Origin of the sequence: Tissierella simiarum (genome assembly GCF_018917865.1) — a bacterium.
Taxonomy (GTDB): domain Bacteria; phylum Bacillota; class Clostridia; order Tissierellales; family Tissierellaceae; genus Tissierella_C; species Tissierella_C simiarum.
In genome coordinates, this window is sequence record NZ_JAHLPM010000016.1 from 49,711 (window position 1) to 70,086 (window position 20,376).

The window sequence follows — 20,376 nt, forward strand, 5'->3', positions numbered from 1 at the left end:
GAAAAATAGAATATATGGATACGAAACAAAAGAAAAAATATTGTCACGATTATTTGTTTGATACTCACTGGTATTATTATAGCTAGAGCTTCATTTACTTCTGTGGCTACCAAGGAGCGTGCAAATACTTTTGAAGGTAATATTCAATTATTCAATAAGGAGATTGCAGAACAGGAGCAGAAAAACAAGGAAGAAAAAGCAAGACAATATTCGATTTACTCTAAATATGAATTAACTTATGACCAAGAAAAAGATAGGTTTTTTTACAATGGAAAATTAGTAAGGTTTTTCGCTGATAAGCTGGATAAAAGCGGATTTTATAATTCTTTTAGTTATGCAGATGGGGATGTTGATTTACGTGGTATCCGTAATGAAAAGTATGAACTAGTAGGTGTTGAGCCTGTGAGTCAAAAAGAATACGATCACCGGACAGATAAAATCAAGACTTCTTTTAAAAATATATCTGACGTGATTCAAGAAAATGTTAATGATGATTTAAAAAATGATGATGTTATTATTGAGGTTAGTGACCAAAACTATGTAGATGATTCTCTTAATTCATACATTAAATATGGAATTTCCTATGATAAGGAAATAAAAGTATGGATGTATAAGGATAGACCAATTAATTTCCTTTACGATGAGTATAATATAGCCGGTATATCTCTAGAAGTTATAAGGGATACCAATGGTAGGATTGAAAAGATAGTTGAAGTGATTCAATAAGGATTTAAGTTTTTAAACAATATCAATTATTGGATTTTAGGGAGATGATGTAAATGAGGAATATGAAAAGACTGCCTGATGCAGAATTTGAAATTATGAAAGTGGTGTGGGAGAATGAACCACCAATTACTACTAATATAGTAATGGAACAATTGGGTAAAGAGAGGAATTGGAAAGCTCCTACTGTAATTTCTCTTATGATGAGGTTAGTAGAAAGAGGATTTTTAAGAACAGAAAAAAACGGAAAAGAACGTACTTATTTTCCATTGATAGAAAAAGAAGAATATTTAAAGTTTGAAACAAAAAATTTCATGAAATTTTACCACGAAAACTCATTCCTTAGTTTTGTAAATACTTTATATGATGGTAAAGAGTTTACTGATGATGATATTGAAGAATTGATGAAATGGGCAAAAAAGCAGAGGGATTGATATACACGATTTTTCAATCCATTAGTAAAAGAACTATTCTATGAATGGCACAATAAAAATATGAAAAATCAAGAGGCATTAAGATAAAAAATCTTAATGCTTTTATTTTTATGTAAGCTAAAAAATCATTTTTATAGAAAATCTAAGGGGAAAATAGTGCAAGAGATAAAATAGGTGATTATGAGAAGATGATAATATTTTAGATATATTAATTTATCTACTTACAATTTTTTCGTATAAAAAGCTAGTATGATATTATATAATACTTATGAATATATACTTTGAGACAAATGCTATGGATGAAAAAATAAAGGAACTGATACTTGTACTTTTATATCTTGTTTCATAGGAAGAAAATGAGTACGGTACAAAACATAGTCGTAGTTGAAAAGGTTATGATTTTAGTTTGTTTAAGAAATAATGTATTATGAGCGGTAAACGCCTTAAATTTCTTGGAATAAATGATGAAGGAATAACAAGGCGAAAAAAGAATTATTGAAAAATATGGACTAACTAAATAAAACTTAGGAGGTGTTAAGTATGGCATTAGATATGCGAGTGAATCTAGAACCTAAACAAGCTGATGAAATTGTTAATAGAGAAATTATAGATGGCAGTGTTACAGGAGAACTTATAGATTCTCATATAGTGTATGGCGAAAATGGTAAACTTTGTATTATTTCTGTTTATGAAAAACATTATTATAGAGCAGGAAATAGACTTACACTTACAGTAATCATTGATAATATGGAAGGTGCTACAAGAGTACATTCCATATCTGGCGGTGGTGGTGAAGGATTGTTCCGATTTGATTGGGGAGCTTCAAAAAGTTTTGAAACCTGTGTAGAAAATGCCTTAGCAGAATATAGGATTTAAATGGTAAGGAGAAATATACAATCTCTCATATTTGTGCATAGAAAGAGAGGTGTTGAATTGCATACAGTATTATACTTGAATCTAAGGAGGCTGAAAGATGGAGTGGATTAAGAGATTAAATGATGCTATTAATTATATTGAAGAACATTTATTGGAAGAAATTAGTTATGAGGAAATTGCAAAGATTGCGTGTTGCTCTACATATCATTTTCAACGTATGTTCTCATATCTTGCAGATGTACCGCTTTCGGAATATATTCGACGTAGACGTATGACAATGGCAGCTGTGGATTTACAAGAGAGTGATGAAAAAGTAATTGACATTGCTCTCAAATATGGTTACGACTCACCTACCGCTTTTAATCGTGCGTTTCAAAGTATACATGGGATTGCACCATCACAGGCTAAATTAGCTGGTGTTACTGTAAAAGCATTTCCACCTATCAGCTTCAAAGTTACAATTAAGGGAGATGTTGAAATGAATTACAGGATTGAAAAGAAAGATGCTTTTAGAATCATTGGTGTTTATGAGCCATTACACCATGAACTTGAGAAAAACTTTGAGATAGTACCGCAAATGTGGCAAAAAGCTGCCATGAATGGAACAATTGAAAAACTTACAGCTATGATGAAAGATGACCCTATGGGTATACTTGGAGTGAGTGCTTGTAACGAGCAAAATAATTGGAAATATTTTATTGCTGTGGCAAATAGCAACGATTTAGCAGAAGGTTTTGATGAATATGTAATACCTGCTACAACATGGGCAATTTTCTCTGGTGAAGGCATAATGCCTAATTCTATACAGGAACTTGAAAGAAGAATTGTAACTGAGTGGCTACCAACCTCTGGCTATGAATATGCCAATGCACCTGATATTGAGGTTTACCTTAATGCGGACCCTCAAAATGCAAAATTTGAGGTTTGGATTCCGGTGATAAAAAAGGAGAAATAATAATAGCACATTATTTTTTAGTGGAAGACCAAACAATTCTTATTCAAAATCTTCTCTATATTAAGTAAACCTCATAAAACATCAGCTTCATGGGATATATGGCGTCCAAGGTGGTATGCTTATCTTGGTATGTAACAGGACAGTAGGGCAATCAATTCAATTATAGATGAATTGGTTGCCCTACATTGTATTAGGCCATTACTTGTATTGGCCTGCTAGTTTCTCAATGCGGGCATCTTTATAATCACTGGAATTAAAGATCAAATAGGGGCGAATGGCGTTATTTACACCAACTTCATATTCAGTTATTTTAGGCTCTACAAATCTTGAAAGACTAAGCGTATTGTGATAATTTCCCAACTGAAAAAGCATTCTCTGCAATAGCTCAATTTGATATTTAATATCTTTAGAAGATGTGATTTCTAATATAGTATTTTCAAAGAAATGATGTGTATCAATGTTTTTAAATGTAGAACCTAGCCATTTGTCATACGGTTTGTATTGTTTGTGTTGAAGAAAGTATATTTCGACAATTATTCGAATTGACTTATGTACTATTAGCTGAGAGCCTAACAAGTCACCTGCTTCTTCTACACGGGGAATGAGGCGTTCCGTACTCCAAATAAGATACCATTTCACTGTACTTGGCTATTGTGCGAATATCCTATTTGTAACTTGTATACGAAGAAAATAACAGTGGAAATATATTTTATAAGAAAAAACAAATATAAGAGTGCAATAAAATGCAGTAAAGTCAATTAAAGTATAATAAAATACAATAAAATAATTGACCATGGCAATAAAGTCTGTTATAATCCTAATACAGATGGATAATGAAAGGATAAATTTATATGGAAAAAAAGTTTTACACAATTAATCAAGTTGCAGAAATGCTAGATATGCATCACAAAACCATAAGAAAATTCATAACAGAAGGTAAGTTGGTTGCAAGTAAAGTTGGAAAGCAGTGGAGAATTTCTAACCATGATTTAAGCTCTTTTATGGAAATGAATAATGAAAAAATAGATGGAGAACAAAATTTTGAATTTTCTACTCATGAAGCATCCTCAAATATTGTAAAGAAAAGAATAAATGTATCAACGGTTATAGACATTGATGAAATAGATAAAGATCAGTATATGCGAATATCAAACACTCTTATAGCTATAATGAATTGCAAAGATCCTGAAGTGCAGAATTCAACGATTAACGTGAAATATTATGAGAAAGAAAATAGATTAAGGGTGTTGCTTTGGGGGCAAGTAAAGTTTATTGAAGAAATGTTGAGCTCAATTTCTCTGCTTGTAGATTCAACGAATTTAAAATGAAATGGAAGAAAAAATGAATGAAAACACAAATTGCATTTAAAACGCAAGCGGGAAAAAATGAGATTATGAAAGCATACGATTCATTTCTTCAAAAATGGGTTTCACCTTGTAAAGAAATTTATACTGATACACGTTATGGAAAAACACATATTATAGCAAGTGGTGAAAAAAGTGCTCCGCCTCTTATATTACTTCACGGTACTGGTATGAATTCTATTATGTGGATAGGTGAAGTTAGAGAGTATTCTAAAAGTTACAGAGTATATGCTGTGGATATACCCGGTGAACCAGGTAAAAGTGATGAAACCCAGTTTTCATTAGAAGGGGCTTCTTATACGGAATGGCTCTATGATGTTTTAGATGCAAATGAAACCATTCCACTTTTTACTGACAATGAACTAAAGAAATTGACTATGCCTACCGCACTGTTTGTAGGTGAGAAAAATATAATGCTCCATTCTGTGAAAACTGCAGAACGTTTACGTGATTTAGTGCCATATGCAACGATAAATATTCTGCCAGATGTCGGACATTCCATTGTCAATCTTGCAGATAAGATAAAGGTCTTTTTAGCAGATCAACTATAGGTAGTATTATTATTGCCAAACAAATAGACACTTTTTGATAATTTATATAGAAGGGAAATACAATTTATGAATATTAGAACAATAATAAGAAATAACACTTCAATTGCGCTTGTTCAAAGTGATGAGCCGATTATAATAGATATTCAGTCGTCTTTAGATCTTATGGCAACTGTAAAATATGAAACAGGATGTAATCGAATGGCGTTAAATAAAGAAGCCATATCAGAAGATTTTTTTAATCTAAGCACTCGTCTTGCAGGGGAAATACTTCAAAAGTTTATTAACTATCATATGAAATTTGCTATTATTGGCGATTTCTCTATCTATTCGAGTAAGCCGTTAAAAGATTTTATATATGAGAGTAATCACGGTAAGGATGTGTTTTTTGTTTCCACTGTAGATGAGGCAATTGACAAATTAGCTTCCGCTCAATAGGTTGAGATTGATAGAAGTTTTCCTAAAAGTAAATTTCGTCTTAAAGCCATCACAAAATGTGACGGCTTTTTTTCATACACAAAATTTAAAACGGAAAGGAAAAATTTCTATGGCAAGAAAAATCAAACCTCAGTTACTTCCGTAAGAAGATGTTCATATCCAGGAATTCCTCTCAATGTTAGTAATATTGTTGCATGTATCTGTATAAATGTGGAAATGAAAGGGATAATATTATGGCTTATGCCCTGGATCATTAGGCTTGTATCGTATTCAATTTTCCTAGTAAAGCAAATTTTTAATTATTTAGGATTCATTTTTGTGGACATACAGCATTTTTTCCTATCTTAAATTATCATACTACATAATATTCCAAATTTGAAAGCTATGTGAATAAAATATATAGCCTGAAATTTTCTCTATAATAATTTTTTAATCTTGACTTCCGACAGTGTGTCGGATATAATTCAAATGCCGACAGTTCGTCGGGAAAATACTTTTATTTATATAGGGGGAAAATAATATGCCAGTTGCTAATATAAATAATACGTCAATATATTATACTGATGAGGGACGAGGAAAGCCGCTAGTTTTCATCCATGGTCTTGGGGCAACACATGTAATGTTTGAGCCTCAAATTGAGACTTTCAGTAAAACTCATCGTGTTATATGTCCGGATACCCGTGGAAATGGAGGATCAGGTAGACTTACAGGTCCTGTAAAAACAGTGCTTGATAGGCAGTGTGATGATATAGCTGCACTTCTTAAATCTCTTAGTATAGACAAAGTTGTAATTTGTGGAGTCTCTTATGGAGGAGTATTCACATATAATTTTGTACTGAAGTATCCTGAACTTGTAGAAGCCATTGTTATAGTAGATTCTTTTAGTGATACAAAGATTGTAGGAGCTACCGAATTATTTATTATGGTATCTCAATATATATCCTTGTGGACATACTATTTGCCCTCATCATGGCTTATACCTGCTATAAAAGCTCAGTACAAGAAATGGCCATTGGCACAAGAGCATCTTATAGATATAATTAAAAATATGAGGAAAAATGAGACTGTTTTGCAAAGGTTAGCAATAAACACTGTAAATTATACTGATTATTTAAGCAGAGTGAAATGTCCTGCGCTTGGCATTGTAGGGAATGGAACAAAGGTTGGAATAAGATATATGGAGAGATCAATGGGAGTAATTTCAGGATCTAATCTTAGAATAGTTGATAATTCATTTGATCCAACAAACCTTTGTCAAAGAGAGATATTTGATGAGATTTTAGGTGACTTTCTTAATAAAATTGGATGGTGATAACATTGACAAAAGTAAGGAAATCCGCAGATGAGCGAAAGGAACAAATATTGGATGAAGCATTTAAATTGTTTTCCAATGGTAAATATAATTTAATTGTAATGGAAGATATAGCTAAAGCGTGTAACATAGCACGTACGACACTTTATGAATATTATTCAAGTAAGGAAGATATTTTAATTGCATTGGTTGAAAGAGTATCTTTTGAATCTAGAGAAATTAAATTTAGAGGAAATACATGTAGAGAACAGCTTGAGTATTTTGCAGAGGATTTGATTGAGAAAATACGGGAAAACAAAGATATATATAGAATACTCTTTCAAGCTACACCAGTAATGTCAGAAAAATTATCTTCAAAGCTTATTAATTGGAGAGAACAAAACTTCCAACAGGTATATAAAGCTGCGAAAATGGGGAAAGATTCAGGTGAGTTTAGGGAAGAAATTAGTGTTGAAGATGTAACATTTGTATATCAAGCATATTTAGGGCAGCGAATGGGTGAATTTATAATGAAAGATGAGGATATCGACCCAAAAATGGAGGCAAAACGTCTTGGGGATATGCTTTGGAATGGAATAGGGAAAAATGTTTAAAAGAATATAATAAAAATATTATCAAAAAATTTATAAATATAGATTGAAGGAATTGTAAATTAAAATAGATTTGTATTTTATGTTTCCCCAAACTTAGATTTGGGGAAATTTTAGTTAGGGGGTCTATTTTATACAGAAAGAAAGGATAATAACTAAATCTATATTAAGGTTTGCAAGAAATATATTATATTACCTAAACTATATAAGAAAACGAAAAGAATTAGGAGACAATTTAAGCAGGGGAAAATAAGAGCTAATCATAAAAAATTCTTAGATATGATAAAGGTGAGGATACAGATCTAAAGTAATTGAGAAAATATTATTTGAAAAATAAGAAGTTAAGGTTTATGTAAGGTTTATTTCATAACCAATTAAGGATGAAGTACTATAATATATTTTATAATTGATAAAATAGAGGAGGTGAAATCTAGTTTTACAGATATAAAACTAGAAGGTTAAATGGAAGAAAAAATAGAAGTTAAAAAAGGATTAACAGGTTTTCAAATAAAAATAATAGCTATGATACTAATGGTATTTGATCATATTCATGCTTATTTAAATTACAGTAAAAACGTTCCTATACAGTTTAGATGGGTAGGTAGGATAGTGGCACCATTATTTATATTTATGACAGTTGAAGGTTATTATTATACAAGAAACAAGAAAAAATATATGATTAGACTTTATATAGCACAGTTAATTATGTCTATAGGGAATGATTTATTGGATAAGTTTTTTCCAAGACCAGATAGTATAATAATAATGAGTAGTATGTTTAAAACATTATTTCTTATTGTAATCTATCTTTCAATAGTAGATTTTTTAAGAGGTGCCTTTAAGGATAAAAATATATCTAAAGTATTATTAGGAATAGGATTCTTGGCAATTCCTATACTATTAAGTTCTGTTATTATGATAAGTATAAGTAATCTTCCCTTTTCATTTATTCGTATATTTATGTTGTTGATTCCAATGCCACTATTTACTGAAGGAGGTATTGTATTTATAGCTATTGGAATAGTTCTATATTTGTTCAGAGATAATAAAACTAAACAGGTAATTAGTTATATTATAATGTGCATTGTTATTATGCTATTATCAGGAGATTTTAGTATACAAAGCCTTCTGTATACAAACTTTCAGTGGATGATGATATTTGCTGCACCATTAATGTATTTATATAATGGAGAAAAAGGTAGAGGTATGAAATATCTATTTTATATATTTTATCCAGCCCATATATACCTGTTCCATATGATTTCTTATTATATGTTGACTAGGTAAATTAAAAATTAAATGATAAATATGAATATTAATACTGCACCTATTGAAAAATATAGTAGGGGCAGTATTTTTATTATATAATTATATTTAATTTATATAAGTTGTTTCATAAATAAGGAAGGAGTAGTTTTTATATGTCGCTAGATAAGAAAATTTTGATTATAGATGACGAAAAGGATATAGTGAACTTAATAGGAACAGTTCTAAAGAAAGAGGGATTTACAAAAATATACAAAAGTCTTAATGGGAATGAAGGTCTACACTTATTTAATAAAATAAGCCCTGATTTAGTTATACTTGATATCATGCTTGGAGACATGGAGGGCTATGAGATATGTAAATATATAAGAGAAAAATCTAATATACCAATACTTTTTTTATCGGCAAAATCAGAGGAGTTAGATAAGATTTTAGGGTTTTCATTGGGAGCGGATGATTATATAACAAAACCCTTCAGTCCAAAAGAATTAGCATATAGAGTAAAGGCTCATTTAAGAAGGAGTTCTTATATGGAAAACTTTTCAAAAGACGAAAATTTTGAAATTGGACCCTTTGTTATGAACATAAGTGGTGGAACTTTATCTAAAAATGGCACAATAATAGATTTAAAACCAAAGGAGTTAAAAATATTAGAATATTTAGCTAAAAATCCTAACCAAATCAAAACCAAAGAACAAATATATGATAAGGTTTGGGGTGAAGAATATATTGGTGATGATAATACTATAATGGTACATATTAGAAGACTAAGAAAAAAGATAGAGGATAATCCGTCTAATCCAAAATATATATTAACAATTAAGGGATTAGGTTATAAGTTTACAACAGGGGATTAACGTTATGAAACGAAAACTTACTTTTAATTTTATTATAAGTATCATACTAATTATTGCAGTTGTCGTTATTATTAATATAATATCTTTATTTGGTTTTCTCTTTCTAAGAGCAAAATATGATTTTAAATTTTTAGGCTACAATTCTACTGGACATAAATATCTTGATCCGCAAATATATGTTAGGGATTTTTCAGAAAATATTCAATATGAAAATGGAAGTTTTTTTATAACTAACGAAGGAAAATTATCCTTAGATTCAAATAATGCTTGGATTCAAATATTAGATGGAAATGGCAAAGAGGTTTACAACTATAAAAAAGTAGAAACAAATCCAACTAAATATACTCCTTTTCAAATTATAGACTATTATAAATACTCGAAACCTTCTACTATGTTTATCGGAAATGTTAATATTGCAGGCCTAGAATATAGCTATTTAATTGGATTTCCTCTTGAACTAATCTCAAAAAATGTACTAATATATAATAAAGACCAGCTTGCTTCAAGCCTTGCATATATATTATTGATTGTTTTGTTTGTAGATATAATAATAGCCTCTTTATTTGGATTATATTTTAGTACAAAACTTATAAAACCAATAGATGAAATAGTGGAAGGAATATCTAAACTATCGGAGGGAAAATACCACATAGATTTAAAAGAAAAAGGTATATATAAAGATGTGTATGCAAATATTAATAATCTTGCATTATCTTTAGAGTCAAATAATAGGGAAAGAAAGAAAATAGATACAATGAAGGAAGAATGGATTTCTAATATTTCTCATGATATAAAAACTCCTCTATCTTCAATAAAGGGCTACTCAGAACTTTTAGGTAGTGATTATTATATAACAAAAGAAGAGATAAAAGAATATGCTGAGATAATAGAAAATAAATCTATGTATATAAAAGAAGTGGTAGAAGACTTACATTTGAGTACTAGATTAAAAAATAAAGATATTAAATTAAAGTTAGAAAAAGTAAACTTAGTAAAATTAATAAAAGAAATTATAGTAGATATTTTAAATAATCCCAATAATAAAAATGAAAATATCCATTTTATATCTAGTAGAGAAATAATTGAAAATAATATTGATATTGTTCTATTTAAAAGGGCAATAAATAATATCCTTCTCAATGCAATATCACATAATAATCAAGATGTTAAGATAGATGTTATTGTGGAAAAGATAAAGAATAAAACAATTATAAAAATAGAGGATAATGGAAAAGGAATTGCCAAAAAAGATATGGAAAATATTTTTAATAGATACTATAGAGGAACAAATACAAATCAAGAAGGATCTGGACTTGGTTTAGCAATTGCTAATGATATAATTAAAATCCATGGTGGGAAAATAGAAATGGAAAGCCAATTGCAAAAAGGAACTATCTTTACCATAATCTTATTTAATCTGCATTAAAGTATAGGAGATAAGAACATATAATATAAGATGAATAAATTTAGAATGATTTATAATAAAAAAGACATTGAATCATAGATGCGACTCGATGCCTTTTTTATTTCCGTATTTATTTTATGGTGTAACCGTATAGAAATACTTCAAGTGTGCTTGGCTTGTTTTCACGGGTGATTTGCAGTTTTCTTCACCTAGCTGTACAAATCCATGATTGTCATAAAAACCATAATTACAGGCTGAGTCCGTGTATAAATAGATGTTATGTGTGTTATGTTCTTTCAGATACTCATCAAGATAAGAAATCAATGTTTTTCCAACACCCAGTCCTCGGCACTCTTCTATAACGGCAAACAGCGTAAGTGAAACCATCAAAATCATTCTTTTTATCACTTATCAGTCAATTATAAGTGTTTTGAACTTTTTTGTAATCAGCAATATTAGTTTTATACCTAAGTGCTTAAAATGACACTTTTATATAGTGATATCCTACAGATAAAACATGATGGAAATGTGATAGATATTTATAGTCGCTTTTTGCTCGTCCCATAATCACGCCGACAACTTTTCTTTCATTTTTGCAACTCGAGTAAAACTGACTTCGGCAAGGTAGCTTTGCAAATACACTGTTAGTGCTTTGTTGAGAGGATTCCCCGGCATTCTCATTCAGTTATACTTAAAAAAATAAGCGTTAAAAACAAGTTGACCATATTGGTCATTTATTATATAATAAGAAGTGACCGACGTGGTCATTTAGCTGTTTATATCAACAAACTAATAAAGAAAGGAGGCGGTTATCATTTATTCGAAATTTTATAGTTTAGAACCGGAGAAACGAGAACGCATTATTAATGCAGCCCTTAAAGAGTTTGCACAAAGTGGCTATGAAAAGGCTTCTACAAATAATATTATTAAGGAAGCAGAAATATCTAAAGGATCATTATTCAATTATTTTAACAGCAAAAAGGGACTGTATTTATTCTTACTTGATTATGTGGTTGAGGTGATTAATAAAATCTACGATGAAGTAGATTGGAATGAAACTGATATTTTTAAAAAAATGAAAGCAATCGGATTAGTTAAATTTAAAATTTATAAAAAGTTTCCTCAAGCATTTAATTTTCTTAAGTCTGCAACCCACGAGAATGCTGCTGAAGTGAAATCTGAAATCAATAAATTATATAAAGATCTCATTGCAAACGGTTTAGAAAGAGGTTATAAAAATATTGATTGGACAAAATTCCGTGAAGATATTGATATTGAAAAAACCATTAATATTATTAACTGGACGATACTGAGTTTTGCAGAACAGCAAAGAGATAAAGTGAATTCTTTTGAAGACATCGGCATGGAAGTGCTCGATGAATGGGACGAATATTTTAATATTATGAAGCGTTGTTTTTATAAAGAGGAGGAACAATAGTATGTTTATTGATGTTTCAAACTTGAAAAAAAGCTACAAATCGGGCATGGTTACAACGAATGTTTTGAAGGGGATCGACATGAAGTTGGAAAAAGGGGAAATAGGTATTATCCTTGGACCATCAGGATCAGGTAAATCCACTTTGATGAATATCCTTGGCGGAATTGACCGCGGTGATAGTGGTAGGGTTGCCGTTGATGGAATCGAGATCAATAATTTAAACGATGATAAGCTGACTGATTACAGACGTGAGAACATCGGTTTCGTCTTCCAGTTCTATAATTTGGTTCCCAATCTTACAGTCGAGGAAAACATTGAGGTCGTTTCCAACATCAGTAAATCACCTTTGAACATTGATGAAGTTTTAGCGGCAGTGGAAATGCAGGATAAAAAACATCGCTTCCCTAGAGAACTTAGTGGTGGTGAGCAACAGCGAGTCTCTATTGCCAGAGCAATTGTCAAGAATCCAAAGCTACTTCTTTGTGATGAACCAACTGGTGCGCTCGATTATCTTACGTCCCGTAGTATCTTAAAGCTCTTGCAACAGGTGAATCAAAAATACGGAACTACTATTTTGATGATAACCCACAATGCTGCGATTGCTGCTATGGCTAACAGGGTATTTAAGCTCAGAAGTGGTGTAATTGCAGAAGATACAGTTAATCAGATAACTGTTCCAGCGGAAAGGATTGAATGGTAATGGCACTAAATAAGAGAGTTTTTCGGATATTTAAAGAGAACACCCTGCGATACATTGGTGTTCTTGTGCTTATTATCCTTGGAAGTTATACGTTTATTGTGGCGGCGGGAATTTCTCAGAATCTCGATACTTTGGTCACCACGTTTACAGAGGAGCATATGCAGGAAGATCTATCTTTTTCAACCGACAAGGCTATTATGGATAGCGTAAAATTAGAGGAAAAAGTTGACGCCATAATCGAAGAATACATGAGCTTTGATGCCACCCTATCTGACTCACTTACCTTACGGTTGCTCAGTGAAACACAAAAACTCAACATCCCGGCTGTTATAGAAGGGCAGGCGCTTTCTGGTCCAGGAGAAATATTGCTTGATCCTGCCTTTGCCAAAGCTAATGGCTATTCAATGGGAAGCAGTATCAGTGCAGCAGGAAAAACCTTCACTGTCGTAGGATTTGTATCCCTGCCTCACTATATTTATCCGTTAAAAAATGTATACGATATCTTGGTTTCACCTGATAATTTTGGTATAGGTGTTATAAAGCGTGAGGATTTTGCAGACATAGACAAAGTCGTGGGCATTTATTCCGTTAGGTTTAATGACAGGACGCAGAGCATTAATAAACAAGCAGCTGGGCTTCGTAAGCTGTTACATGAAGAAGGCATAAAAGAATCCGAGTGGATTGACATTATGAACAATAAACGTGCACGAATGGCTTGGGCGTCCATAACCGGTTTAAAGACGATGAGCATACCACTGCCGGCGGCAATGTTTCTTTTGTGCTGTTTAATTATCGGCATTATGATATGGCGTATGATTCGCCATGAATCGGTAATTATAGGGACACTTTACGCGCAAGGTTATCGGAGGCGTGAGTTAATGCGCCATTATATGGCTATTCCTCTGCTTCTCGCTATTGCAGGAGGAGTCATAGGGAGTGTGTTAGCGCTACCGTCAATTGCCCCATCAGTTATGGCAATGGTTTCATATTATAATGTTCCCGTAACTCACATTGATCTGAGCGTTTGGAATGCCTTAATTGGAATACTGACACCCGTGCTGTTTTTGAGCATAAGCAGCTATCTCGTTATACGTTCGGAATTGAAACGCTCTCCTGCGGAGCTTATGAAAGGCGAAAAACAAAAAAACGGGGTGAATATCATAGAACGTATTTTTAAACTGGAAAGGTTAAAATTCAGCACAAAATTTAAACTGCGGGAGCAGCTGAGAAGCATTCCACGGCTCCTATTCCTATTTTTAGGTGTTACCAGCGCCTCCGTACTCATGCTCTTAGGCTTTACAATTATGAACTCGATGGATTATGTATTCAAAAACAGTATATCGGACACCTACCAGTTTGAATACGAATACGTCTTTAAGAACACGCAATTTGGTGAGGCGTCGGAAGGGGCAGATATTTTTTCAGCCGGAAAGTTTTATTCTGAAAACAACGAAGGAATTGAGTTTTATATAACCGGCGTAGAGCCAGGGTCGACAATTTTGACGCTTAGGGATATTAAGGGTAATCCGCTTCCCAATGACCAGACAAACATTACAAAGCCTTTAGCAGAACGATTGGGTATTAAGGCGGGCGACAACGTAAGTTTCATAAACAAGCAGGATGGGAAGTCGTACACCTTTCATATAGACGCTGTTGCCGATTCCTATGTGGAGCAGTTTATCTTTATGCCGATTAATGAGTTTAACACACAGCTGGGATTTCCTGAAAACAGTTACACGGGACTCTGGAGCACGAAAAAACTTGATATTCCCGATGAGCAACTTTCAGGAACAAAGTCACTAAGCGAGACTGCGAATGCCATAGATGAACTGTTTGGGCCGATGATTTCCATGGTGATGGTTATGACCCTTATCGCCTGTGCTGTAGGCTTGATTATCATTTATCTTGTAACCTCGTTGATTATCGAAGAAAATAAAAATACCATCTCGCTTTTTAAGATATTCGGCTATAGACGCCGCGAAATTCAGTCCTTGATATTAAACAGCTCGACCTTTGTCATATTGACCGGATTTATTATTAGCATTCCTGTTATGGCGGCGTCAATGAGCGTAATGTACGGTTATCTTGGTTCTATGATAAATTTAGTGCTTCCAACGATTATTAATCCGCTTTATGTGTTTGTCTGCTTTGTTGCCATCATGCTAACCTATCAGCTTAGCAAACTGCTATGTACAAAGAAGGTGAACGCAGTCTCTATGAGCGAGGCACTAAAAGCAGGAACGGAATAGAAAAAGTATTTGTACCAGTTTCCATTGAGGCTGCAGTAAAAGGATTGCAGCCTCAAACCTAATTTCGTATTCTTTAAGGAATGCTTTTATTAATAAAGAAATATTGTAATATTTATTATAGTTATCTTGGACTGGTTTGTGTCTACAATATTATACTAACATCAAGTACGACTATGTGCTTAAAGTGTAATCCTATAATAATTAATTTTTATCTTGCTTAATTAAAAATAAACACTTGATTTTGGCTCATAAGCTTCGTCTTATGAGTTTTTTTCTTACCTTAAAAAGAGAAAAAAATTTTGATTACTGCTTATTTAATTCAATACCAAAGGATTTAATACATTTAGTATTTTTTTATATTATGTGGTAATACTAGAAATAGCTTAGTGAAAATTAGGAGAGTATTTATGTTTATATTACTTAAGAGCGGAGATTGTTATACTCCTGAAAGTATAGGTAAAAAAGATATTTTAATTGCATTTAATAAAGTATATAGAGTCGAGGATGAAATTTCTAAAGAGAAACTATGGGATACAAAAGTTATTGACTGTACTAATAAGATAATTATCCCTGGTTTAATTGACCAGCACGTTCATATTATTGGAGGAGGCGGCGAGGAAGGTCCAGTTAGTAGAATTCCTGAAATACAATTAAGTGAAATTGTTAATGCTGGAGTCACTACAGTAGTAGGGCTCTTAGGACTTGATAGTATTACAAGAAATATATCAAATCTATTAGCAAAAGCTAATGCACTCCAAATTGAGGGTATTACATCATATATTTATACAGGAAGTTATTCTATTCCTACGTCGACTTTAACAGGGAAAGTAGTTAATGATATATCTCTTATAGATAAAGTAATAGGTGTTGGTGAGATTGCTTTATCTGATTATAGATCATCACATCCTAATCTTCAAATGTTGAAAGAGCTTGCTAGTGAAGCAAGGAAAGGTGGTTTAATAGGAGGAAAGGCTGGAATTGTCCATATTCACGTTGGAGATGGTAAAGAAGGCATAAAGCCTTTATTTAGATTAATTCAAGAATCTGATTTTCCAATTGATATGTTTATTCCAACTCATATAAATAGAAATAAGAAACTTTTTGAACAAGGCATGGAATTTCTTGATATGGGAGGATTTATTGATATTACTGCAGGTGAGTCTTCAGAAAATGGATATAGTTTGCCTGATGCAATAGAAAAACTTATAAGAAATAATAAAAACTTAGATAATGTAACAGTATCTTCAGATGGCAATGGCAGCAATATGGGTAATGGCATATGTAAGATGTCTCAATTGTTTAATGATATGAGAGACTGTATTATTGAAAAAAAAATAGATATGACATCTGTTTTAAAAACTGCAACAGTAAATGTAGCTAAATTTCTAAAAATTTACCCTGAAAAGGGTACTATTAAAGTTGGAAGTGACGCTGATATTCTTGTTTTAGATAAAAAGACACTTAATATAGATACTGTGATTATAGGTGGAAAAATTTTTATGAAAGATGGCAAAATAATTAGAAAAGGTAAGTTTGAAAGTTATATTAATTAATTATGGAGGTTATGCATGCAATCAGATAAAAAAGGTGTTCTCCTGATAATAGGTGGAGCAGAAGACAAAAAGGATGAAAAGACGATACTTAAGAAATTTACTAAACTTTTAGAGCATGACGATTCAAAACTTTTAGTGTTAACTACAGCAACTAAAGAGCCAGATTCTGTCGGAGATAATTACCGCAAAGTTTTTGAAGAACTGGGCATGACTAATATTGATATATTAAATATAGATAGTAGAGATGATGCTAATGATAATGGATATATTGAAAAAATAAGAGAATCTGACGGAATTTTTTTCACTGGTGGAGATCAACTAAGAATCACTAGCATAATTGGAGGAACTAAGGCAGGAGAAGCTCTATTGGAGTGCTATTTAAACGGTGGAGTTATAGCTGGAACGAGTGCTGGAGCTTCTGCAATGAGTAACATTATGATAGTTGAAGGTGATAGCAATGAACCACCACGAAAGTGTATTCTAAAGGTTGCACCAGGTTTAAATTTATTAAATAATACAATAATTGACCAACATTTTGCTCAAAGAGGAAGAATTGGACGCTTAATTTGGGGTGTAGCACAAAATCCAGACATTTTAGGAATTGGAATAGATGAGGATACTTCGATAATTGTGTATTCAGACAATACTTTTGATGTGTTTGGGACAAATTCAGTAACTATTGTTGATGGTAAATCTATTAAAAGTTCTAATATTTCTGAACTTAAACCAGATGAAGTTCTAGCAATAACAAATGTAATATTACATGTATTGCCAGAAGGATACAGTTTCGATTTAAAAAATAGAGAAGTTTTTAGATCATACTAATCTATGCTTTGCAAGATAAAGTAGGAGGGAATGAATCTTGAGGATTATAGACATAAAGGTGTTTAGTGGAAGAAATATATACAGTCATAAATCTGTAATCAAGATATTAATCGATCTTGAAGATTTAAGCGATAAAACCACAATAGAATTTGATAATTTTAATGATCATTTATTAGACCTATTTCCAAATTTAATAGAGCATCATTGTGGTCTTGGAAAATATGGTGGATTTATTGAAAGAATTAGGGAAGGAACATATTTTGCACATGTTGCTGAACACTTGACTCTGGAGCTTCAAGCAATACTAGGATATGAAGTGTTTTTTGGTAAAACTAGAGTAAAAGAAAGTCCTTCTTTATACAACATGATAATTGAATATGATAATAAAAATGTAGCTATTGAATGTGTTAAACAGTCAATTAATATCATTGAGAGTATTATAAGAAATGAAAATATTGATTTGGATAATATATTAGATAACCTAAATAGAATTAAGGAACGTTATGAATTAGGTCCAAGCTCTAGAGCTATTTTTGATGAAGCAAAAAAAAGAGGAATACCAGTAAGAAGATTGGGAGATGAAAGCATTCTAGAACTCGGTTATGGAAAATATTCAAAACGAATTCAAGCTGCTTTAACCGATTCAACCAGTGGAATATCCATAGATATTTCTTGTAATAAACAATTAACTAAACAACTCCTTATGGAAAATAATATTCCTGTTCCTTATGGAGACATAGCTAACACAATAGATGAAGCATTAAGAATTGCTAGAGAAATTGGATATCCAGTTGTTTTAAAACCTCTAGATGGGAATCAAGGCAAAGGAGTTGTTCTTAATGTTAGTTCACCAAAAGAGCTAGAAGATAATTTTAGGATACCAATAAGATATAGTAACAGTGTATTAGTGGAGAAATATATAAAGGGAAAAGATTATAGATTACTTGTAGTTAAAGACAAAGTATGTGCAGTTGCTGAGAGAAGAGCACCAAAAATAATTGGAGATGGAATCCACACTATTAGGGAATTAGTTGACATAGAAAATACAAGTGAATTAAGAGGATATGGTCATGAGAAACCTCAAACTAAAATAAGACTTGATGAAATAGCATTAAATTATTTAGAGAAAAATAATTTAACAGAGTATTCAATTCCAGAAGTAGGACAAATCGTTGAATTAAGAGGGAATGGAAATATTAGTACAGGTGGAAGTGCTGTGGAATGTACAGATGATATTCATCCATATAATATAAAGCTTGCTGTAGATGCAGCTAAAATTATTGGTTTAGATATTGCTGGAATTGATATTACTACTAAAGATATATCAAAGCCTATCACAGGATGTGAGGGTGCATTAATAGAAGTTAATGCAGTTCCAGGGCTCCGTATGCACTTATATCCAACTATAGGTAATAGTATTAATGTTGCTTCTGATATTTTAGATTTTCTTTATCCAGAAGGTACTCCGTATTCTATTCCTATTATTGCTACGACTGGAACAAATGGTAAAACTACAACTACAAGATTGATCGGTCATTCCCTTTCGTTATCTGGAAAGAAGGTTGGAATGACAACTTCAAGTGGAATTTATATTGACAATAAATGCATATTAAAAGGAGATAATACAGGACCTTTGAGTGCAAGAAATGTATTAAGTTCTAAAGAGATAGATATTGCATTACTTGAGGTAGCAAGAGGAGGACTTATAAGGAAAGGTTTAGGTTATGATGTTGCAGATGTGGGGATATTAACAAATATTGGTGATGATCATATTGGACTTGATGGTATAGAAAGCATTGAAGATTTAGCTTTTGCAAAAAGTTTAGTTTTAGAAGCAGTAAAACCTGATGGCTATTCTGTACTAAATGCTGATGATAAAATGATTGAATATTTTATTAATAGAGCAAGTGGAAACTTAATTTTATTTTCTAAAACTCATAAAAATGAAATTTTAATTAAACACATTAAAGAAGGGAAAATTGCATTATGTGTAGAAGATGATAGTATATATGTATATGATAATTCTCAAAGAATCAAACTTATTGACTTAAATAGTGTTCCAATCACATTTAATGGGATATTAGAATGTAATATAGAAAACGTACTTGCAGGATCTAGTGCTTTATATGCTTTAGGAACACCACTAGATATTATTAGAGAGGGATTAAAGACCTTTAAACCTGATGTAAATATGAATCCAGGTAGATTTAATATTTTTGAACTAAGAAATAGAAAAGTGATGGTAGATTATGGCCATAATATTGAAGGATATGAAGAGGTTGGAAAATTTATAAGTAAGCTAAATGTTTCTAGATCCATTGGTGTTATTGGAGTACCAGGTGATAGATTAGATGAACAAATTTTTAATATAGGAGTAAAATGTTCTGAAATTTTCTCGAAAGTATATATAAAAGAGGATATGGCTTTAAGAGGAAGAAAACCAGGTGAGGTGGCTAATATACTTTATAAAGGATTATTAAGTGCTAATTTTAATGCTGATAACATTAAAATTGTGCCATCAGAAATTGAAGCATTAAAAACTGCAGTTTCTGAATCTAAGGATGGGGATTTTATTACACTATTTTATGAAGAATTCACTCCAGCTATAAACTTAATCACTCAATTACAAGATGAGGAATTAAATAAAAATGATGTGATCTTCTCAATGCTAGGTTAGTAAGTTGCTATTTTTTTAGTAAAAAACTTGAGAGCATTTGGTTTAAAATATGTGGTTGAATACTTCTCAAATGCACGGATGTATATATGGTATAGAAGGAAGGGTACAGTTTCTAATCCTTCCTTTAACTATGTCTAAAATATGAATGATTGAGAGATACAAGGAA

Annotated in this window: 20 protein-coding genes and 1 pseudogene; 19 read left to right on the forward strand and 2 right to left on the reverse strand. The window is 31.8% G+C overall.

Annotation, left to right across the window (positions count from 1 at the left end):
- Window positions 1-57: 57 nt before the first annotated feature.
- From KQI42_RS16190 to KQI42_RS16205, 4 genes are all read left to right on the forward strand, one after another.
- Window positions 58-726, forward strand: a complete 669-nt coding sequence (locus tag KQI42_RS16190) for a hypothetical protein (RefSeq protein ID WP_216521263.1) — start codon at window positions 58-60, stop codon at window positions 724-726.
- A 53-nt stretch (window positions 727-779) separates the two neighbouring features.
- A complete protein-coding gene (locus KQI42_RS16195; RefSeq protein ID WP_216521264.1) occupies window positions 780-1,157 on the forward strand; it encodes a BlaI/MecI/CopY family transcriptional regulator in 378 nt (125 codons plus the stop codon).
- Between the two features lie 540 nt (window positions 1,158-1,697).
- Window positions 1,698-2,033, forward strand: a complete 336-nt coding sequence (locus KQI42_RS16200) for a DUF6054 family protein (RefSeq protein WP_216521265.1) — start codon at window positions 1,698-1,700, stop codon at window positions 2,031-2,033.
- Window positions 2,034-2,130: 97 nt separating this feature from the next.
- Window positions 2,131-2,988 (forward strand): AraC family transcriptional regulator, encoded by an 858-nt coding sequence (locus KQI42_RS16205; protein ID WP_216521266.1) that lies wholly within the window; start codon window positions 2,131-2,133, stop codon window positions 2,986-2,988.
- A 198-nt stretch (window positions 2,989-3,186) separates the two neighbouring features.
- On the opposite strand, the gene KQI42_RS16210 is transcribed toward KQI42_RS16205, so the two are convergent.
- Window positions 3,187-3,627, reverse strand: a complete 441-nt coding sequence (locus KQI42_RS16210; protein ID WP_216521267.1) for a DUF4037 domain-containing protein — start codon at window positions 3,625-3,627, stop codon at window positions 3,187-3,189.
- Between the two features lie 212 nt (window positions 3,628-3,839).
- Between KQI42_RS16210 and KQI42_RS16215 the strand changes: the two genes are divergently transcribed.
- The 8 genes from KQI42_RS16215 (at window position 3,840) to KQI42_RS16250 (ending at window position 10,789) form a co-directional block, all read left to right on the forward strand.
- Window positions 3,840-4,316 carry a helix-turn-helix domain-containing protein gene (locus tag KQI42_RS16215; RefSeq protein ID WP_216521268.1) on the forward strand — a complete coding sequence of 159 codons (477 nt, stop codon included), beginning with the start codon at window positions 3,840-3,842 and terminating at the stop codon, window positions 4,314-4,316.
- Window positions 4,317-4,333: 17 nt separating this feature from the next.
- Window positions 4,334-4,903 (forward strand): alpha/beta fold hydrolase, encoded by a 570-nt coding sequence (locus KQI42_RS16220; RefSeq protein ID WP_216521269.1) that lies wholly within the window; start codon window positions 4,334-4,336, stop codon window positions 4,901-4,903.
- A 66-nt stretch (window positions 4,904-4,969) separates the two neighbouring features.
- Window positions 4,970-5,338, forward strand: a complete 369-nt coding sequence (locus tag KQI42_RS16225; protein ID WP_216521270.1) for a DUF4180 domain-containing protein — start codon at window positions 4,970-4,972, stop codon at window positions 5,336-5,338.
- Window positions 5,339-5,858: 520 nt separating this feature from the next.
- Entirely contained in the window at window positions 5,859-6,650 is a 792-nt protein-coding gene (locus tag KQI42_RS16230) for an alpha/beta fold hydrolase (RefSeq protein WP_216521271.1), read from the forward strand.
- Between the two features lie 5 nt (window positions 6,651-6,655).
- On the forward strand, window positions 6,656-7,243 hold the full coding sequence (locus tag KQI42_RS16235; protein ID WP_216521272.1) for a TetR/AcrR family transcriptional regulator: 588 nt from the start codon (window positions 6,656-6,658) through the stop codon (window positions 7,241-7,243).
- 459 nt (window positions 7,244-7,702) lie between these two features.
- Window positions 7,703-8,527 (forward strand): TraX family protein, encoded by an 825-nt coding sequence (locus tag KQI42_RS16240; RefSeq protein ID WP_216521273.1) that lies wholly within the window; start codon window positions 7,703-7,705, stop codon window positions 8,525-8,527.
- A 134-nt stretch (window positions 8,528-8,661) separates the two neighbouring features.
- Window positions 8,662-9,363: a response regulator transcription factor gene (locus KQI42_RS16245; protein ID WP_216521274.1), complete on the forward strand. Its 702-nt coding sequence runs from the start codon at window positions 8,662-8,664 to the stop codon at window positions 9,361-9,363.
- 4 nt (window positions 9,364-9,367) lie between these two features.
- The gene (locus KQI42_RS16250; protein ID WP_216521275.1) at window positions 9,368-10,789 is read left to right on the forward strand and encodes a sensor histidine kinase; all 1,422 of its coding nucleotides are present in this window, start codon (window positions 9,368-9,370) and stop codon (window positions 10,787-10,789) included.
- Window positions 10,790-10,903: 114 nt separating this feature from the next.
- Here KQI42_RS16250 and KQI42_RS16255 read toward each other — a convergent pair whose 3' ends face one another.
- Window positions 10,904-11,176, reverse strand: coding sequence for a GNAT family N-acetyltransferase (locus tag KQI42_RS16255; RefSeq protein WP_216521276.1), 273 nt, complete (start codon window positions 11,174-11,176; stop codon window positions 10,904-10,906).
- A gap of 454 nt (window positions 11,177-11,630) precedes the next feature.
- On the opposite strand from KQI42_RS16255, the pseudogene KQI42_RS21865 reads away from it, so the two are divergent.
- From KQI42_RS21865 to cphA, 7 genes and pseudogenes are all read left to right on the forward strand, one after another.
- Window positions 11,631-11,747: pseudogene (locus KQI42_RS21865) on the forward strand (TetR/AcrR family transcriptional regulator); the annotation flags it as partial.
- Window positions 11,748-11,777: 30 nt separating this feature from the next.
- Window positions 11,778-12,206: a hypothetical protein gene (locus KQI42_RS16260; protein WP_246566690.1), complete on the forward strand. Its 429-nt coding sequence runs from the start codon at window positions 11,778-11,780 to the stop codon at window positions 12,204-12,206.
- A gap of 1 nt (window position 12,207) precedes the next feature.
- Complete coding sequence (locus tag KQI42_RS16265) at window positions 12,208-12,906, forward strand: ABC transporter ATP-binding protein (protein ID WP_216521277.1); 699 nt, start codon at window positions 12,208-12,210, stop codon at window positions 12,904-12,906.
- Window positions 12,906-15,155 carry an ABC transporter permease gene (locus KQI42_RS16270; RefSeq protein WP_216521278.1) on the forward strand — a complete coding sequence of 750 codons (2,250 nt, stop codon included), beginning with the start codon at window positions 12,906-12,908 and terminating at the stop codon, window positions 15,153-15,155. Before KQI42_RS16265 ends, KQI42_RS16270 begins: the two co-directional genes overlap by 1 nt.
- Before the next feature lie 407 nt (window positions 15,156-15,562).
- On the forward strand, window positions 15,563-16,708 hold the full coding sequence (gene iadA / locus KQI42_RS16275; protein ID WP_216521279.1) for a beta-aspartyl-peptidase: 1,146 nt from the start codon (window positions 15,563-15,565) through the stop codon (window positions 16,706-16,708).
- 15 nt (window positions 16,709-16,723) lie between these two features.
- Complete coding sequence (locus KQI42_RS16280) at window positions 16,724-17,533, forward strand: cyanophycinase (protein ID WP_216521280.1); 810 nt, start codon at window positions 16,724-16,726, stop codon at window positions 17,531-17,533.
- A 37-nt stretch (window positions 17,534-17,570) separates the two neighbouring features.
- Window positions 17,571-20,210: a cyanophycin synthetase gene (gene cphA, locus KQI42_RS16285; RefSeq protein WP_216521281.1), complete on the forward strand. Its 2,640-nt coding sequence runs from the start codon at window positions 17,571-17,573 to the stop codon at window positions 20,208-20,210.
- The last annotated feature ends 166 nt before the right edge of the window (window positions 20,211-20,376 follow it).